Genomic DNA, 18,314 nt, shown 5'->3' with positions numbered 1-18,314 from the left:
TCATTTTTGCCAGGCTTCTAAAAGATATTCTTTTTGTTATTTTTTATGAATCATTTTTTGGACATCTTTTCTTTCCCAAACAGTAGGGAAGAGGGTTTCAAGAATGGTGTGGTTTTCGAAACTTACTCTCAATCCATTGCTGAGATGGAATTTTCCTTTTGTTTCGTCATCTTCCATAAAATATAAACCAGCAAGACGGTATTCTAATTGAAACTCTTCTGGGAAATACTCTGAAGCCTGCAATAATGTGTGTATGGCCGCTTCGAATTCTCCTAAATACTGCAGGATGTCAATCCAATACAGCCAAGTATCCAGCTCATAATCGCCAAATTCTACAGCTTTTCTATAACCTATTTCGGCTTCTTCTAGAAAATCTAAGGCTCTGTTGATGGTTGCATAACGTTTCCAGTACAATCTATTTTCGTTATCAATTCCAATGGCCTTATTTACATAAAACAATGCTTTTTGATAGTTTTTCTGTCTTACGTAAAAATCGGTAATCGCAATCCACCCTTTGTCCAATAATGGATCTTCGTGAACAGTCTTGTGAAAATATTTAAGCGCCAATGGCTTGTTGCCTAATTTTTCATAACATTTTCCGATTCGAAGCAAGGCATATGACGTTGGATCATCTAATTCAATGGTCCTGTTATAGCTTTCAATCGCTTCATCATAACGTTTAAGACGTTCTAGAGACTTGGCTTTTTCCATAAAAGCACCCATGAACTCATCGTCGATCATGGAAGCGTAATCGAAACATCTCAAGGCGTTCTCATAATCTTGCAGTCCGTAATAAAGTCTGCCGCTTTGGTGCCATGCGATTTCGCTGTAAGGATTTCTGTCAATATAGTTCTCAAGAAAGGCAATAGCTTCCTTGTTTTGGTCTAAAAATTCAAAACAGTATACCACATTGTATAATGCGGCTTGGTCTTCTACGTCTTCTTCAAGACATTTGATAAAATTCTCTTTGGCAAACTCCAAATTGTCCATGAAAAGGTATTCCATGCCAATCAAGTTGTAGACATCTGCATAATCATCCGTCAGTTTTAGGGCTTCCTGCAATAATTCTACAGCCTTCTCATGATTGTCTCTTTTGGAGTAAATGTTGGCTTTTTGGATAAAAATTTCTTCGTTTTGGGGCTCAATGGCGTAGAGTTCGTTTAACAGCTTTTCAGCTGTTTCTAGCTTGTCATCATACACCAGCATTTCTACTTGTACTAGTTTTAAGCCTGTAGAACGAGGGTGCTGCTCAAGCGCTAATTTTAAGGCTTTTTTAGCCAGAGACGCTTTACCCATATCCAGATAGTGAAGAATAATTTCTTCAAATTCTTCCGAATCAAAGAAGAGAACTTTGTTAGTTTTCAACATCGATTCGAACTTGGACAAGGATAAATTGTAATCTTCTTCATCGTGACTCAAATGCATACTCTTTGTTTTTAAAATTATCCTTAATAAATTTAGGGAACGTAAATCTTTTTGCGAGGTAAGGCTGAAATTGTTGTGAACAATTTAATTAACAAAACTACTCTCTGTAAGTTACGGATTTTTATTGTTAAATCCTAATTTTTCAGGGCGGATTGCACTTCATCCATTACTTCTAAAATAATGGCACAACCTTCTCTAATTTCTTGTTCAGATATCGTCAGCGGAGGCGTAATTCTAATCGCTTTGCCTTCAAACAGCAGCCAGAACAAAATCAGTCCTTTGTCTTGGCATTTTAAAATTACTTGGTTCGTAATTTCGGCATCTTCAGTCATTGCGGCAAGCATTAATCCTCGCCCTCTTACTTCTTGTATCAAAGGATGTACCAAAAGCGAACGGAAAAGCTTTTCTTTCTCCAGAGTCTGCGGTATCAGGTCGGTTTCGGTAATTTCTTGTAATGTTGCCAAGCTGGCTGCAGCTATGACAGGATGTCCGCCGAAAGTCGTGATATGCCCTAATTTGGGATTATCGCTCAATAAATCCATCATTTCTGACGAAGCTGTAAAAGCGCCAACCGGCATGCCGCCACCCATTCCTTTGCCTAATATAATTACGTCAGGAACGACATCATAGTTTTCAAAACCGAATAATTTTCCGGTTCTTCCGAAGCCAGGCTGGATTTCATCGACAATCATCAGCGCACCAACTTCTGTACATCTTTCTCTGACTTTTTTCAAGAAGCCGTTTTCTGGCTGTATGAATCCAGCGCCACCTTGAATACTTTCTAATATTATTCCTGCAGTTTTTGTCGTTATTTTCTGTAAATCTTCTTCGTTGTTAAACGTGATAAAATCGACATCAGGTATTAGCGGACGGAAAATTTGTTTTCTTTCCTCAAATCCCATAACGCTCATGGAGCCCATTGTATTGCCATGATAGGCATTATTGCAGGAAATCAATTGGCTTCTGCCTGTAACTCTTCTCGCGAGTTTTAAAGCACCTTCTGTAGCTTCTGTTCCCGAATTGACCAGATAGGTTTTTTCTAACGGTTTTGGAAGGAGAGAAGCTAATAGCTTGCAAAATTCGACAGCTGGATTTTGGGCATACTCGCCGTAAACCATAACGTGAGAATACTTGTCGAGTTGATTTTTTATGGCGTCATTGACTCTTTTGTTCTGGTGGCCTAATGTACAAGCGGAAACGCCGGCGACAAAGTCAAGGTATTTTTTGTTATTGGTATCGTAAATGTAAGAACCGATAGCGTGAGAAACTTCCATTCCCAAAGGATAAGGAGATGTTTGCGCTTGGTATTTGTGAAAATCTTTAATCATTGAAATCTATATCATTGTACTGTTTGATTGCTTCGCTGCAATCCTAAATCTGCAATCTAAAATCTTATTGCACTTTCGCTTTCTTCTCAGGATTCTTTTTGTCATATTCCAAAGTTTCTTTCCGGACCTCCATCGGGACATCTTCTTTGGCCTTGTCAATCTTGCTTTGCTTCACAATTTTTTCATGGAGCTCTTGTTCTTCTGGCGGAAAAATATCATCCTTGCTTTTTATAATCTCGTCGCCCCGCCAAATAAATCCTCGGAGTTTCCGGGCATTTTCGGGCAGGTCTTTTTCGGGATAACTTTCGCTTTCTGTATTTTTAAACGCGGTTACCGTCGTGATTTTGTTGTCTTCTAACTCAAGATGTATACTGCTGCTGATTCCTTTGTCGATAGCAGCTAATTGGCCTTTATCATAGGCATAATAAATCTTTTCGGTATTCTTGACGAGATCGACCTCATAGAGCTTATTGTCCCGAAATTTACCGTATAAATTGACGCCCTTGACCTGATTATATCCTTTGCCTAAGGTATCTTTGGAGGCAATAAAAGCATCTGTCAATACCTTGAGAGAATCTAATTTTTCAGTTTCTGTATTCGAAATAAGATGGATTACTTTTCCTGTCAATTGATTTTCTCCATTCCAAACTACTGGCCTTCCTATTAATTGCGTGAGTCCGTTTTTTTCGTTCGAGTGTAAGGAATCGCATTTTCCGCTCATGTCGATTTTATAAAAACGTACGTTATTGAAAGCCCGCATGATTCTATTTTCTGGCTTTCCGGTAACCATCAACTTTTTGCCATGAATATAAAGTGTGTCTTTTTCAATTAATGTCGCAGCAACAGCTCTTTTGGTCATCACTAAAGAGTCTTGGTTTCGATACACTTCGCCATAATGGCCTCGGACAATTCCTCTGTTGATAGAATCGGTGATTTTGACGTTGTTGGTTGCTGAAGCAAATTCCCTATTTCGGTCATAATACAAACTGTCGCCTTCGATAAGCCGGTTGTTGTATTTAATATAGGAATTCTTTACAAAATGAGCATAATTCTTTTTGGTGTCATAAAATCCTTTTTCGGTGTAGATAAAATTTTCCTTGCTGGTAATCGTCGACGGACCGAAAAGATAGGAGTGGCCTGAATTTGAATAATAATCCAAATGATTTGACTTGATGACGTATTTTGGATTTGTAATCGTAACGGCGGTCAGGAACTGGAATTTCTTTTCATTCAGGAAATACCTTCCGGATTTGCTTACTAAAGTGTTTTCTTGGTCTTTTATTGTGCCATATGTGTTATAATACGCCTGCTGGATTCTCCTGTCAAAATTAATCGTATCCGTTGTCAGTGTCATTTTTGGATCACGCATGACCACATTTCCTGTGGCATAAGCGAATTTTATGTTTCCTTGATATTCCGCATAGCGGCTGTCCATGAAAACCGTATCGCCTTGGTTCATTTTCACGTCGCCAAAAGCCTTTACATAGTTTTCTTTTTGGAATAGATAAGCCGTATTGCAGGTCATCCTAACACCATCGTGCAGAATCCTGACATTTCCTCTATATCGAATTGCGCCTGGAATTTCTTCCTGTTGGATATCGACAAAATCGGAATTTTCAACTACTATTTTTTTAGGAGGTGCCTGTGCTAGCAGTGTGTTGAAACTCAGTAGGATAAAAAAGCTTGCAAGAAATAAAAAGTTCTTCTTCAATGGATCGTATTTTGGCTCAAATTTAAGTAAAATCTCCAAATCTGATTTTTAATTAAGAATTATTTATAGGTAGCATAAAAAATAAAACGCCTTGACATTATCAAGGCGTTTTTATTATTTTGTAATAGTCTGGGTTCTGTCTGGCCCGACTGAAATTACCTTGATCGGAACTTCTACAAATTTCTCGATAAACTCGACATATTCTTTTAATTCTGAAGGAAGCTCGTCGTAAGAAGTCATTCCCGTCAAATCAGCTTTCCAGCCTTTTTTCTCAACATATACTGGAGAAACGTTTTCTGGTTCTATGTTGTAAGGAAGATGGTCGATTTCTGCTCCTTTGTATTTATAAGAAGTACAGATTTTTAGGGTATCAAATCCTGAAAGTACATCACCTTTCATCATGTATAAAGCAGTTACTCCGTTTACTTGAATTGCATATTTCAAAGCTACTAAGTCTAACCAGCCGCAACGTCTAGCACGACCTGTTACGGATCCGAATTCGTTTCCGACTTTTGCCATGGTTTCGCCGTCTTTGTCAAAAAGCTCCGTTGGGAAAGGTCCGCTGCCGACCCTTGTCGTATACGCTTTGAAAATTCCGAAGACTTCTTTTACACGGTTTGGAGCGATTCCTAAACCAGTACAAGCGCCTGCTGCAGTTGTATTGGAAGATGTCACGAAAGGATACGTTCCGAAATCAATATCTAAAAGTGAGCCTTGCGCGCCTTCTGCCAATATTGATTTTCCTTCTTTCATCGCTTTGTTGATGTATTCTTCACTATCGATGAATTGCAATGTTTTTAATACTTTGATAGACTCAAAAAACTCGTCTTCCAGTTCTTTCAAGTCGTATTGAAGATCGACATCATAAAAAGCAATCATAGCTTCATGCTTGTCGGCTAAAGTTCTATATCTTTCTTTAAAATCAGCCAGTTCGATATCGCCTACGCGAAGACCGTTTCTTCCTGTCTTGTCCATATAGGTTGGCCCAATTCCTTTTAAGGTTGAACCGATTTTAGCTTTGCCTTTTGATGCTTCAGAAGCAGCGTCAAGCAGACGATGCGTAGGCAAAATAAGGTGTGCTTTTCTTGATATGATCAATCTTGACTGGATGTCGATATCAAATTTTGCCAATCCTTCCAATTCTTTTTGGAAAACAACAGGGTCAATCACGACGCCGTTTCCGATAATGTTGATTGATTTTTTGTGAAAAATTCCAGAAGGGATAGTTCTCAAAACGTGCTTGATTCCATCAAATTCAAGCGTGTGTCCAGCATTTGGGCCGCCTTGAAAACGGGCAATAATATCGTACTTTGAAGTGAGAACGTCAACAATTTTTCCTTTGCCTTCGTCGCCCCACTGCAATCCGAGTAGTAAATCTACGGTCATTTTTTAGTTGTTTGTGTTTATTTATTCTTTAGGTGTAGTCTTTTTGTTTCCGTAAAGGTATAGAGAGTGGTTGTGGATTTCGATATCAAAAATTTCTTCAATAGTTTTTTTGATGCTTTGGATTCGCGGATCGCAGAATTCAATCACTTCACCAGAATCGGTCATGATGATATGATCGTGCTGTTTATCGAAATAAGATTTTTCGTAATGTGCCTGGTTTTGCCCAAATTGATGTTTTCTTACCAATGCACAGTCCAATAGAAGTTCAATCGTGTTGTAAAGCGTAGCTCTACTAACGCGGTAATTCTTGTTTTTCATCTTGATATAAAGAGATTCAATGTCGAAATGCTCTTCATTATCATAAATTTCCTGAAGTATAGCATAGCGTTCAGGAGTTTTGCGATGTCCTTTAGTTTCAAGATATTTTGTAAAAACATTTTTTACAATCTCTTGATTTTTATTGTTATCTACGGAAATTAGTGTCATATCCTGCAAAGATAAATTATTTTATTCAAGTATCAAGTTTCTCGTTTATTGATTTTTATATGTTTAACAAAAGATATAGACTATGAATTTTAATGAAGGATTTTGCTTGTGAAATTTCTGCGAAAATTCGAAAAACCGATTCTGAAACAAGTCTTTTTGAGGCTAGTTCTTGTTAATTCGGGTTACTTTATCAATTCCGTCTATCTTTTTAATGTTTTCAATCAATTTTTTGAGAATCGTATTGTTTTGTACAACAACTACAACTTGCCCGTTGAAAATTCCGGCATCACCGCTCAACGAAATACTTTGGATGTTTACGTGCATGTTGTTGGAAATTACTTTGGTCAATTCATTCGTCAGACCAAGCGTATCCATTCCAGTAATGTTCAGGATAGCCTTAAATTCTTGCTGCGTTGAGTCGATCCATTTCGCCTTGATGATTCGGTAAGCATAGTTAGATTGCAAGCTGATAGCATTTGGACAGTCTTTTTTATGGACTTTTATGCCTTCGTTGATAGTCACAAATCCAAAAACATCGTCTCCTGGAATCGGATTACAGCAAGTAGCTAATTTATAATCAAGCTTATCTTGTTCTTTCCCAAAAACCAGCATGTCATAATTGTTGCTGATTTCGGGCTTATTGATGATTTCAGGATTTGTAGTAGGAGAGCGCTTGATCTTGTTTTTGAAAAAGTTCATAAACGTATTGCTCTTCTGCGCGGCATAATCTTTCAACTGCTGGTTGTCGATAGCACCAATTCCCACGCGATAAAAGAGATCAAGGCTTGTTTTTAGCTTGAAATAATTGACCAGTTCATTGACAGTCGTTTCGTTTAAGGTCACTTTTAGATGACGCAATTTTCGAGTCAACAATTCTTTTCCGTCTTCAGCGGTTTTCTTCGTATTCTCGTTTAATACGTTTTTGATTTTCGTTTTTGCGCGCGAAGTTGTCACATAATCCAACCAATGCGATGTCGGCTTTTGGTTTGGAGAAGTGATAATTTCAATCTGGTCACCGCTGTTTAAGACATGATTTAGCGGGACTAATTTTCCGTTGACTCTTGTTCCGCGTGTCCTGATTCCGATTTCGGAGTGGATACTGAATGCAAAATCCAACGATGTGGCACCTTTCGGCAGCGACTTGATTTCGCCTTTCGGCGTAAATACATAAATTTCTTTAGAATATAAATTTAGCTTGAAATCTTCGACAAAGTCAACAGCATTTGTTGAGGCGTTTTCGAGAGCTTCTTTCAAGAGATTTAACCAGGTATCCAAACCGTGCTCTTCGTTGCCGCCCTGTTTGTATTTGTAATGGGCAGCGTAGCCTTTTTCGGCAATTTCGTCCATTCTTTCGCTTCGGACTTGAATTTCTACCCAACGGCCTTTTGGTCCCATTACCGTAATGTGCAAAGCTTCGTAGCCTGTCGATTTTGGCGAAGAAATCCAATCACGCAAACGGCTCGGGCTGGGACGATAATGGTCGGTAACGATAGAATAGATTTTCCAAGCCAAGAATTTCTCTTCGCTTGGTGCTGCTTTGTAAATGATTCGTAAGGCAAACTTATCATACACTTCGTCAAAGCTTACGCCTTGTGCCAGCATTTTCTTCCTGATTGAAAAAATGGATTTTGGACGACCTTTTATGATGTAGTCGATTCCTTCTGCATCTAGCGATTCTTTCAGTACATCTGAAATGGATTTGATGTATTCGTCCTGCTGTTCCTTGGTTTCTTTTATTTTGCTGACAATGTCATTGTAGATTTCAGGCTCGGTATATTTCAGGCCTAAATCTTCTAACTGATTTTTTATATTGTAAAGTCCCAAACGGTGGGCAAGAGGCGCATAAATATAGAGTGTTTCGGATGCAATTTTTGCCTGTTTGTAATCGACCATCGATTCCATAGTCTGCATGTTGTGCAAACGGTCGGCAATTTTGATAAGAATTACACGCACGTCATCATTCAGCGTCAATAGCATTTTGCGGAAGTTTTCCGCCTGCATCGAGATTTCGTTATCAGTTTTTACTTGGGCTATTTTGGTCAATCCTTCGACGATTTTTGCAATCTTCGGATTGAACATCTTTTCGATGTCTTCTACAGTAATATCAGTATCTTCAACAACATCATGCATCAGTGCAGCGGCAATAGAAGTGGCTCCCAGACCGATTTCTGATGCGACAATTTTTGCCACAGCAATCGGGTGGAAAATATACGCTTCGCCAGATTTTCTGCGTTGGTCTTTATGAGCGTCTACAGCAACATCAAATGCTTTGCGGATTAGTTTTTTATCATCTTCTGAAAGCGTCTGGTAACTGATTCGCAAAAGTTCTTTGTATTCTCTAGCAATTGCCTTGTTTTCTTGTTCTAAATCAATCTCTACCATGGCGTTTCTGATATTTGTTAGCTACTCACTAAAAGTAAAATAAAGTTTTGGATTTTCCAATTTTTTTGCTAGTTTGTATAGAAGCAAAAACCGCTCCAAATTGGGCGGTTTTTTTGTTGTATGGAGTTGTGTTTTATCGCTTTTATTTTATCCTGAAAAAGTTAAGGTCTTGAAAATCATAACTAAAATCTGTAGCAGGAGAAATAGGCTTCATCGTGAATTCTGCATTGTCTTTTTCGAAGAAGATATGCGCATCAGCGTGGAAATAGCGGTTGTCCCATTTTACAACGAAATTATTGTCTTTGTAAAAGAAAATTTCGCCTTTTAATTGCGGAGAACGCTTAGAAGCAAAATACATTTTTCCTTTCTTTTCTGTAATCGTAATTTCTCCGAGCCAATTGTCTTTATAGGTTCCAATATACTTCTTGAAATCGATTTTCTGGTTTTTATTGTTTGTGACAGTTTGCCATACTTCATCTGTAATTTTGTCTGCTTTTTCTTCGGTAGCTTTATTTCTATCGCTGTAGATTTTTACATGATCAATCGGTTCGATTCCGAGATAGCTGTCTTTAATCGTATTGGTGATGGCCGAAAAAGCAGCGCCAGATTGCTGATTCGTAAAAACAATGATTCCGAGCTGCAATTCGGGAATTAAAGTTACTTGGGTAACGATTCCTTCTAAACCGCCTGTATGTGAAACTTGCATCTTTCCTTTCACATCGGTTAATTGCCAGCCGAGACCATACGCTTTGAAAAGAGAATTATAAGGAGGCGCAGGCTTATTAGGCATCAGGGTTTGCGGTGTCCACATTTCTGCGTGTTCTTTTTCCGAAAACAATTTTTGTCCGTTACCGTATTTTCCTTTATTCAATTGCATGATGGCCCATTTGCTCATATCGTTTACGCTGGAATAAATACCCGCGGCTGCGTCAAAAGTTTGATTTTTATAGCGTGAAATGACCTTTAGCTTTCCATCGATAGGAACATGAGGTACGATTACGTTAGAAGTGTCTTTTAGGCGTACCCACGTAGAAGCTGTTTTGGTCATTTCCAACGGTTTCAGGATTTTAGTTTCTATAAAATCATTCCATGTTAGGCCGCTAGCTTTATGAACAACTTCTCCCGCGATGATATACAACAGATTGTCGTAATCGTATTTTGTCCTGAATCCAGAAACAGGCTTTAAGTATTGGATATTTTTAATAATGTCTTGTGCTTTAAAATCAGAACCGTCAGGCCAGATCATTAAGTCGCCTGCGCCAAGTCCGAGGCCGCTTCGATGTGTCAGCAGATCTCTGATAGTAAACTCGTTGGTCACATACTCATTATACATTTTGAATTCTGGCAAGTATTTGATGACTTTGTCGTCCCATTTGATTTTACCTTCGTCAACAAGCATTGCCAAAGCAGCGCTGGTAAAAGCTTTGCTGTTGGATGCAATTCCAAATAAAGTATTTTCGTCTACTTTTTGTTTGGTGATTATCGATTTGACGCCATAGCCTTTGGAATGGATTACTTTTCCGTCTTTTACGACAGCAACCGCGATACCAGGCACATCAAAAGTTTTTAGTGTTTTTTCTACGACTTCGTCAATTTGCGTAGGCGTAATCTGTGCCGAAAGAGTAGTGCTTATTAAAATAGCGAATAGGCCTAATTTAAAATTCATAAGTTGTAATTCATAAGTGATTAAAATCCTCTTTGTCTTTTTGCTTCAAATATCAAGATTGCAGCGGCCACAGAAACGTTCATGGAATCAATTGCGCCTTGCATCGGGATGATTATGTTTTGGGTCGCAGTGTCGCGCCATTCTTGCGTGAGTCCGGTAGCTTCCGTCCCAACAACTAAAGCGGTCGGGGTGGTATAATCTTGCGTATGATAGCCTGTAGAATTCTGCAATGTAGCACAATAGATGCTGATGTTTTTTTCTTTTAGGAAGGTAATAATTTCTTCAGTAGTTCCTGTCGCGATGTTGTTTGTAAAAAGACAGCCCACACTCGAGCGTACAATATTTGGATTATACAAATCGCTTTTTGGGTTGGCTATGATAACCGCATCTAGGTGGGCGGCATCAGCAGTTCGCAGAATGGCTCCAATATTGCCTGGTTTTTCAGGTGCTTCGGCGACAAGAATGAGCGGGTTTTCACCTAAATCTAATTCAGATAAAGAAAGATTTTTGGATTTTGCAATGGCTAAAATTCCTTCCGTAGTATCACGATAGGCTAGTTTTTGGTAAACTTCTTTGCTGATTTCAATCAAGTCTGCAGAATGGGAAAGTTTTCCGGCTTCGTTTTCAGAAATGATTTCCGGCAGAAATAAGATGGTTTCGATTTCATAACCGCCTTTCTGCGCCAGTTCGATTTCTCTTTGCCCTTCGATTAAAAAAGTTCCGGTCTGCTTTCGGGCTTTGGATTTTTCCTGAAGCAGCACCAGCGATTTTATAAATGGATTTTGGACAGAAGTGATTTGTTTCAAGATTGTAGTTTCTATGTTTCTAAGTCGCTAAGGTACTACCTTTTCTAAAATCATAAAACCTAAAATCATAAATTAAAGTATTCCTCTAGCTTTAATTTCCAAATATTTATTAATCGTGTCCAAAGTAAGATTTTCGGGTTGTGTCAATACCGAATAGATTCCGTATTTTTTCAATTCGTTAACGATAAGACGTTTTTCAAAAGCAAATTTTTCAGCGATGACCTTGTCATATACTTCTTGAACTGTAACTGCCTTCGAATTGATAATTTCGTTTAGTTCTGTGTTCTGAAAGAAAACAACAACCAGCAAGTGGCTTTTTGCAATTCCTTTTAAATACGGAAGCTGGCGATGAAGACTGTCTAGAGTTTCAAAATTTGTATATAAAATGATAAGGCTTCGGTGGTTGATATTTTTCTTTATGTCGGCATACAATCGGCTGTAATCGCTTTCAAAGAAATCGGTTTTGATGTTGTAAAGGCTTTCCAAGATTTGGTGCATCTGTGAAGAGCGTTTTTCAGCTACGACACGATTTTCTACTCTTTTTGAAAAGGCAAACATTCCGGCCTTGTCTTGTTTTTTTAGAATTACGTTAGATAAAACCAAAGTCGCATTTATAGCATAATCCAACAGGCTTAGGCCGTTAAAAGGCATTTTCATCACACGGCCTTTGTCTATAGCCATATAAATGGATTGCGATTTTTCATCTTGGAACTGATTGACCATTAACGAATTCTTCTTTGCCGTGGCTTTCCAGTTTAGCGTACGGATGTCATCACCTTGCACATATTCTTTAATCTGCTCAAATTCCATCGTATGGCCAATTCTTCTGATTTTTTTTACGCCGTATTGAAACAGGTTGTTCGAGAAGGCCATCAGGTCGTATTTTCTCAACTGAATATAAGACGGATAGGTTGGGACCATCTGGTTTTTGTCAAACGTAAATCTTCGAGAAACCAGTTTTAATGGAGAAATCACATAGATGTTGAGGTTTCCAAAAACATATTCGCCTCGTTCTGTCGGACGAAGATAATATTGGATGTCGTCTTGAGAAGAAGCTTTTATTTTTCGCTTGATTTCAAAATTACGGACTTGGAACTGCTCGGGAATTTCGTCTATGATTTTTATCCCGATAGGGAAGGTATAATAGTTTTTTATATGTACCCCAACTGGATTTTCATCGCCGTTTGATAGCTTTTCGGGGGCGATTCGAGTTCCGTCTATTCCGGTTTTGGCCGCAAATAAGATCAGTATGTCAAGGACTAGAAACGCCAAAAGCATCAGCAATACATATCCTGCCGCATTGTAGAGTGCCGGAAACATAAAAGCAAAGCAATAGATGAATCCGACGCCAATCAGCGCGAAAAAAAAGAAATTGTTGATGTATAGTTTTTTGAGCAGTTTCAAAGCAGCAGTGTTTTAAATTATCTAGGAATTTCGATAGCTTCAATCACCTGCTTGATGATTTCTACGCTTGTAATTCCTTCCATTTCACGTTCCGGCGTTACGATAACTCGGTGTTGCAGAACTGGAATTGCGGCTTCTTTGATATCTTCTGGCGTTACGAAATCTCTTCCGCGAATAGCAGCATATCCTTTGGCAGCATTTAGGATGGCAATTGATGCACGAGGCGAAGCTCCTAAATACAAGAAAGCATTTTCTCTTGTGTTTACGACTAGCTTGGCGATATATTCCAAAAGCTGAGGTTCTACAATAATCTGTTTTACTAAAGATTGGTATTTCTGAATTTCTTCAGAAGTCAGAACCGTCTGGATGTTATCTAATTTTCCATGATTCTGCAATTGGTGCTCTTTTTGGATAATCAGGATTTCTTCATCTAATTTCGGATAATCGATATTCACTTTGAAAAGAAAACGGTCTAATTGGGCTTCTGGCAAACGATACGTTCCTTCTTGCTCAATCGGGTTTTGGGTTGCGATAACCAAAAACGGAGCTTGCATTTCATAAGTAGTGCCGTCCATTGTAATTTGGCGCTCTTCCATGACTTCAAACAATGCAGCCTGTGTTTTGGCAGGAGCACGGTTGATTTCGTCAATTAAGACTAGATTGGAAAAAATCGGTCCTTTTTTAAACTCAAATTCTGATTTTTTAAGATCATATACAGAAGTTCCCAAAATATCAGACGGCATTAAATCGGGCGTGAACTGAATCCTGCTGAATCCGATGTTTAATGTTTTAGCCAATAATTTTGCCGTAATGGTTTTGGCAACTCCAGGAACTCCTTCCAATAGAACGTGTCCGTTTGAAAGGATAGCGACCAAAAGCTGATCGATCATCTTGTGCTGGCCTACAATAACGCTTCCGATTTCAGTCCTGATTTTTTCGATGCTTTCTTGCAATTGGCTCAAATCAATTCGAGATTGAAAATTTACGTTTTCAGTTGCATTTTCGTTTTGGCTGTGTTCTATATTTTCTTCCATTGGATATGTGGATTATGTTTCTTAATTGTCTTTTTCTTTTGCGAAAATCTTTTCGATGGCCGTATTTAAGGCTATCAAGTCGCTTTCAATACTTTGATGATAGTTTTTTCGGTACTGGTTTATAAGATAGACGGCTCGTTGTATATCTTCTAACTTCTTGCCTGTTTTCTGCTGTAACTTTTTCTCGAAATTTTCATCCAGAACAGTAGTATCAAGCAGGTATTCGTTTCTAACTTTTTCTAGGAAATATATGATTTTCTTTTCAATTATGTTGTCGTGATTGCCTTCTTGGAAATATAAATTTCCGATGGTCTTCGTAAAATCGACTGTTGTGTTTTCTAAAGGCTTTATGATCTTGACGATTCTTTGTTTTCTTTTTGCATTGAATATAAGGAAAACCAACATTCCTAGCAAAAATATATACCATACGGCTTTTAAAGCGGGCTGACTAAGTATATAGCGCAATGGGGAATTTGAAATGATTTCCCCAGTCTGGTTTTTTACAAGCCAGAATATTTCTCCGTCTGCATAGCTCAAGGCTTTAGCAGCATATTTTGAGTGATTGTCTTTTAAAAGATGATAGTTCGTAAAGACGGTCGGCTGCGTGTGCAGGTAAAATTCTCCTTTGCCATAAGGAATTTTTATAAAATTGACCAGCTTTTCCGATTTGTTTCCTTGATATCCAAGAACAGTGGTATTAAGCGTGTCTATTTTATTGAAATAGGAATTTCCGGATCCGACGGTGATATTGTATTTTTCTGAACCTAGATTTGGATTGGCCAGCCATGCCGAGATGGAATCCCTGCCTAGAAATTTTGAGGAATACTCGAATTTCAGGCTGTCCATTAATTTTTGCGGAAATGATTTTGAGCTGATAAAAATCTTATTTCCATGTTCGGCAAAATATAAGATTTCCTGCGTCGATTCGTCGTCAATCAAGTAGTTTTCTGAAATCGAAAGAATGGTTCCCTTGGCTTTATAGGTATTGACAAGACTGTCATAATCGTATAACGGTTCAAGATATTCGTAGGCGGTTTGTGTAATCCTATTCACTTTTTCATTATCAAACAAAGCTGGTGCTTCTTGATTAAAGATATACATCCCAAAAGGAATTTTATCGTTAATTCCAAAAGTAGACGACCAGTTGATCGGTTTCGGCCGTGTAGCATCAATATAAACAATGCCCGCTAAAAGCAGTACCAAAAACACGATGTATATTTTGATAGTCTTGTTCATTTATAGGGCTTTGATGGTTTTTTCAAATGATTTTACGGCTTTTGACAAGGTGTCTTCTTCTAGTTCAAATTCGCCATACCAGATGTAATTGTAGAGATAAGAAAGGTATGAAAAATCGTTCCTTAGTTTTTCGCTTTTTATTTCGTAGAGATAGTCGGAATTTGTTTTCTCTACATCCCATTCGATGATTTCTTTTTCGGCTAGCTTTTTCAGCAGCCATAAATAATAATAGCGCACGACCAATCGGCTTTCGCCTGATTTTGTGGCTTCTTTGATGAGCTTTTCGAAATCGACCAAATGAAGATTCTTCTCGATTTCGTCGTAATGAATTACTTTTTTGTCTGAAGATTTTCCAAAAATCCATCGGCCTTCATCATTCATAATAGCCTTCACGATAAGGTAGATTACGAATAGGATAATGATTACGGCTAGAATCTTCAGAAATAGTTCAACAAAAGACATGGAAGCTTCCTCGCTGCTCAAGCTGAAAATTTTCCCAAACCAATACGAAAGCCATTCCTTGAAACGATCCCAAGCATTTTTTTCTTGTGTCTTGGTTTCGTACTCAAAGCTCGAATCGCTGTATTTCTCTTTTAATTTGCTAAACGAACGGCTTTTTATTTCGGTGCTGTCGATTGCGATGTCTTTTTCAGAAAACTTAGAAATAGCAGTAACTGTGTCGGTTTTTTTTTCCGGCGGAGGATCCTGACTGAAAGCGGTATTCAGGCAGAAAAAGAAGAGAACTATGTAGAGTAGCTTATTCAAAATCTTTTCCGATACTGTCGATTTCTCCAAACGAAGTTTTGTTTTCCTCATGTTCTCTGCGGCTGTAGTAAATTAGGCCTTGGTTTACAATAAGGAGATTATTCAATACGTAATTTGCCAAGATTACAATTACAAAAATTATAGCCATCACGATTCCGATTGTAGAGAGCGCTTCTGTTGTTCCGTCAGCAGTCCCAGATTCAATTGAAGTAAAGAGGACAATCATAGAAATGACATACGGAATCATCGAAAAGATGGTCAAGACAACTTGAACAATCATATACATAATCATCGTGACGCCAATAATCGGCCAAAATTGTTTCTTCAAGTATCCTATAGCATTTCCAAACGAAGTAAAATAGCCGTTTGAAGTATTGAGATAATCAAATAATGTAAGTGATAGTATGCTGAATAGTGCAGGAATGGCAATGATAAGCAACGGGATTCCGATAATGATAAAAGATAGAAATACTAAAACCACGAACAAAATCATTACAAGCGGCGTAATTACAAACATGGAGATAATAAAAAACAGCACTATTTTTCCTGCTTTAGATTTTAAACGGACAATTATCTGTTTGGTCGTGAAATTGCTTCCTCCGTTTTCGTCATATTGTTGCAAATAAACAACTGGATAGGCAAAATTTAATAAGGTAAGAAATAAGGAAAGAATAACAAATCCGACTAATGATCCAATAAAAAGACCTAAGTTTTCATTAAAAAGCTTTTCGGTAAAATTATAACCAGGATTTGTATTGTCTATTGAAGAAAAAATAGCTTCAAAATAAATTTTTGAAAGAAAATAGATGAAAACTGTCAGCAACAACAGGAATATTCCGTTGATGACAAAATAGTTTTTCAGGAAATGCTTTCCATCTTTTTTGAAAAAGGAGAAAGTGTCGTTAAGATAATCGCTAAAATTTCTTTTCTTGAATAAGGCTATCATTTGGCGGATTGGATTTTTTTGTTGACGATAAAAGGAAATATCAGAAAATAAAAAGAAATCAGGGATAAGGTGGACAGAATAATAAAGACGTTCAGCCAATTCGGCATCTCTAAGGAATATCGGGTGACAAAGCCTTCAAGTATTCCAGCAGCAATGGTAAAAGGCATTGTTCCCATAAAAATTTTCAAGCTGCTCTTGAATCCTATCTTAAAAGAAGTCATTCTGGAATAGGTTTTCGGGAACAGTATAGAAGCACCTAGAATAAACCCAGCGGCTGCTTCAATCACTATCGCAAAAATTTCCATAGAGCCATGAATCCAGATGCCTTGAACACTTTCCCAAAAAACACCTTGTTCGTAGAAAAAGTATTGGAAAGCACCGAGCATTATGCAGTTTTGAATCAAGATGTAAAAAGTGCCCAAGCCTGCAAAAATACCATAAAGGAAGCATCGCAGTCCTACATATAAATTGTTTAGGGTGATTCCGATCGTCATGCCCCAATTGCTTCCGTCTTTATAGATTGCAACAGGATTACCGTCTTTGATGTTTTCTAAAGTCTTATTGACATAGCCGTCGCCTAAAATCAGTCGTACAAAATCAGGGTCGTATTTTGCGGATACCACGCCAATTGCTGTAGTCAGGAAGAAAAGGAGGAAAGCGTATAAAACATACCTTCGGTATTGGTACACCAGCAAAGGAACTTCGATAGAAAAGAAATACACGAACCTGTTGGTTTCTGTCCTTTTAGTCTTGTAGATTTTTTGATAAATCTGTGCTGCTAGATGATTCAGATAGACAACTGTCTTGCTTTTAGGATAATAGGTTTGTGCATACGATAAATCGTTGACCAAATGTATGTACAAACTGGCCATTTCATCAGGATTTTTTTTAGCTTTACCAAAAATTGCTTGTTCAAAGTCAAGCCATTTTTCTTTATTTTGCTTTATGAATGCAACTTCTCTCATCTGATGCTAAAATATAAAATATGACACAATTATCTATAAATACGACGCAAAATGTCAATATTAATTTTACGGCAGCCTCTATAGGTGATAGGATTTTAGCATACCTGCTTGATTTTCTGGCTAAAACAGCCTATGCTATTGTTGTGTATTCCATTTTTTTCTATGGATTGGGCATCAATAAGCTATTGGACAAAATGGATAATTGGTCCAGAATCTCAATATTAGTTTTGTTTTATATGCCGGTCATTTTTTATTCGCTTCTTTTGGAAAGTTTATTAGAAGGGCAGACTTTAGGCAAAAAGCTTATGAAAATAAAAGTCGTTAAAATTGACGGCTATCAGGCTTCTTTTGGCGATTATTTGATGCGTTGGGTTTTTAGGATTGTTGATGTTAGTTTCAGCGGCGGTATTGTGGGATTGATAGCTATCATTTCTAGCGAAAAATCGCAACGCCTTGGAGACATGACTGCTGGGACTTCGGTAATCACGCTAAAAAATAATATCAACATCAACCATACGATTTTGGAGGAAATTGACAATAGTTATGTGCCGACCTATCCGTTGGTGATAAAGCTAAGCGACAACGATGCACGAATCATTAAGGAAACGTTTCATAGCGCAAGAGCAAACCGCGATTTCCACATGCTTTCAAGATTGAAGACGAAAGTAGAAGATGTTACCGGTATCAGAAACCAGTCTGGAAATGATGAAGATTTCATCAAGACGATTTTGAAAGACTATAATTATTATACTCAAAAAATGTAATTAGAATTAC

General features: G+C 37.9%; 15 protein-coding genes. 1 reads left to right on the top strand and 14 read right to left on the bottom strand.

From position 1 onward, the window contains the following. Positions 1-36 precede the first annotated feature (36 nt). The 14 genes from GGR22_RS16975 to GGR22_RS16910 all read right to left on the bottom strand — a co-directional run bounded on the left by GGR22_RS16975 (position 37) and on the right by GGR22_RS16910 (position 17,540). The gene (locus tag GGR22_RS16975; RefSeq protein ID WP_121377651.1) at positions 37-1,425 is read right to left on the bottom strand and encodes a tetratricopeptide repeat protein; all 1,389 of its coding nucleotides are present in this window, start codon (positions 1,423-1,425) and stop codon (positions 37-39) included. Positions 1,426-1,559: 134 nt separating this feature from the next. Next, positions 1,560-2,753, bottom strand: a complete 1,194-nt coding sequence (locus GGR22_RS16970; RefSeq protein WP_182494608.1) for an aspartate aminotransferase family protein — start codon at positions 2,751-2,753, stop codon at positions 1,560-1,562. A gap of 64 nt (positions 2,754-2,817) precedes the next feature. Beyond that, a complete protein-coding gene (locus tag GGR22_RS16965) occupies positions 2,818-4,464 on the bottom strand; it encodes an OstA-like protein (protein ID WP_121377689.1) in 1,647 nt (548 codons plus the stop codon). A 114-nt stretch (positions 4,465-4,578) separates the two neighbouring features. After that, on the bottom strand, positions 4,579-5,850 hold the full coding sequence (locus GGR22_RS16960; RefSeq protein WP_182494607.1) for an adenylosuccinate synthase: 1,272 nt from the start codon (positions 5,848-5,850) through the stop codon (positions 4,579-4,581). Between the two features lie 21 nt (positions 5,851-5,871). Next, positions 5,872-6,336 carry a Fur family transcriptional regulator gene (locus GGR22_RS16955; protein WP_056072956.1) on the bottom strand — a complete coding sequence of 155 codons (465 nt, stop codon included), beginning with the start codon at positions 6,334-6,336 and terminating at the stop codon, positions 5,872-5,874. A gap of 162 nt (positions 6,337-6,498) precedes the next feature. Then, positions 6,499-8,718, bottom strand: a complete 2,220-nt coding sequence (locus GGR22_RS16950) for a RelA/SpoT family protein (protein ID WP_121377654.1) — start codon at positions 8,716-8,718, stop codon at positions 6,499-6,501. 142 nt (positions 8,719-8,860) lie between these two features. Continuing rightward, complete coding sequence (locus tag GGR22_RS16945) at positions 8,861-10,384, bottom strand: serine hydrolase (protein WP_182494606.1); 1,524 nt, start codon at positions 10,382-10,384, stop codon at positions 8,861-8,863. 20 nt (positions 10,385-10,404) lie between these two features. Continuing rightward, positions 10,405-11,190 carry a TrmH family RNA methyltransferase gene (locus tag GGR22_RS16940; protein WP_182494605.1) on the bottom strand — a complete coding sequence of 262 codons (786 nt, stop codon included), beginning with the start codon at positions 11,188-11,190 and terminating at the stop codon, positions 10,405-10,407. 72 nt (positions 11,191-11,262) lie between these two features. Continuing rightward, entirely contained in the window at positions 11,263-12,594 is a 1,332-nt protein-coding gene (locus tag GGR22_RS16935; protein WP_182494604.1) for a DUF58 domain-containing protein, read from the bottom strand. 17 nt (positions 12,595-12,611) lie between these two features. Beyond that, positions 12,612-13,628 carry an AAA family ATPase gene (locus GGR22_RS16930; RefSeq protein ID WP_182494603.1) on the bottom strand — a complete coding sequence of 339 codons (1,017 nt, stop codon included), beginning with the start codon at positions 13,626-13,628 and terminating at the stop codon, positions 12,612-12,614. Positions 13,629-13,649: 21 nt separating this feature from the next. After that, positions 13,650-14,864 carry a DUF4350 domain-containing protein gene (locus GGR22_RS16925; protein WP_182494602.1) on the bottom strand — a complete coding sequence of 405 codons (1,215 nt, stop codon included), beginning with the start codon at positions 14,862-14,864 and terminating at the stop codon, positions 13,650-13,652. Next, on the bottom strand, positions 14,865-15,629 hold the full coding sequence (locus GGR22_RS16920; protein ID WP_121377660.1) for a DUF4129 domain-containing protein: 765 nt from the start codon (positions 15,627-15,629) through the stop codon (positions 14,865-14,867). After that, positions 15,622-16,575, bottom strand: coding sequence for a hypothetical protein (locus GGR22_RS16915; RefSeq protein ID WP_182494601.1), 954 nt, complete (start codon positions 16,573-16,575; stop codon positions 15,622-15,624). The genes GGR22_RS16920 and GGR22_RS16915 overlap by 8 nt, the downstream gene beginning before the upstream one ends. Next, on the bottom strand, positions 16,572-17,540 hold the full coding sequence (locus tag GGR22_RS16910; protein WP_121377662.1) for a stage II sporulation protein M: 969 nt from the start codon (positions 17,538-17,540) through the stop codon (positions 16,572-16,574). The genes GGR22_RS16915 and GGR22_RS16910 overlap by 4 nt, the downstream gene beginning before the upstream one ends. Positions 17,541-17,560: 20 nt before the next feature. Between GGR22_RS16910 and GGR22_RS16905 the strand changes: the two genes are divergently transcribed. Continuing rightward, the gene (locus tag GGR22_RS16905) at positions 17,561-18,304 is read left to right on the top strand and encodes an RDD family protein (RefSeq protein WP_121377663.1); all 744 of its coding nucleotides are present in this window, start codon (positions 17,561-17,563) and stop codon (positions 18,302-18,304) included. The last annotated feature ends 10 nt before the right edge of the window (positions 18,305-18,314 follow it).

This window comes from Flavobacterium gossypii (genome assembly GCF_014138495.1).
GTDB lineage: Bacteria > Bacteroidota > Bacteroidia > Flavobacteriales > Flavobacteriaceae > Flavobacterium > Flavobacterium endophyticum.
The sequence above is the reverse complement of the archived record's forward strand: the minus strand, read 5'-3'. Positions and strand labels throughout refer to the sequence as shown.

Bases quoted from the DNA above. Each gene is read 5' to 3' on its own strand.
- GGR22_RS16975 (WP_121377651.1), bottom strand. From the start codon at position 1,425: ATGCATTTGAGTCACGATGAAGAAGATTACAATTTATCCTTGTCCAAG.
- GGR22_RS16970 (WP_182494608.1), bottom strand. From the start codon at position 2,753: ATGATTAAAGATTTTCACAAATACCAAGCGCAAACATCTCCTTATCCT.
- GGR22_RS16960 (WP_182494607.1), bottom strand. From the start codon at position 5,850: ATGACCGTAGATTTACTACTCGGATTGCAGTGGGGCGACGAAGGCAAA.
- GGR22_RS16955 (WP_056072956.1), bottom strand. From the start codon at position 6,336: ATGACACTAATTTCCGTAGATAACAATAAAAATCAAGAGATTGTAAAA.
- GGR22_RS16950 (WP_121377654.1), bottom strand. From the start codon at position 8,718: ATGGTAGAGATTGATTTAGAACAAGAAAACAAGGCAATTGCTAGAGAA.
- GGR22_RS16945 (WP_182494606.1), bottom strand. From the start codon at position 10,384: ATGAATTTTAAATTAGGCCTATTCGCTATTTTAATAAGCACTACTCTT.
- GGR22_RS16930 (WP_182494603.1), bottom strand. From the start codon at position 13,628: ATGGAAGAAAATATAGAACACAGCCAAAACGAAAATGCAACTGAAAAC.
- GGR22_RS16925 (WP_182494602.1), bottom strand. From the start codon at position 14,864: ATGAACAAGACTATCAAAATATACATCGTGTTTTTGGTACTGCTTTTA.
- GGR22_RS16915 (WP_182494601.1), bottom strand. From the start codon at position 16,575: ATGATAGCCTTATTCAAGAAAAGAAATTTTAGCGATTATCTTAACGAC.
- GGR22_RS16910 (WP_121377662.1), bottom strand. From the start codon at position 17,540: ATGAGAGAAGTTGCATTCATAAAGCAAAATAAAGAAAAATGGCTTGAC.
- GGR22_RS16905 (WP_121377663.1), top strand. From the start codon at position 17,561: ATGACACAATTATCTATAAATACGACGCAAAATGTCAATATTAATTTT.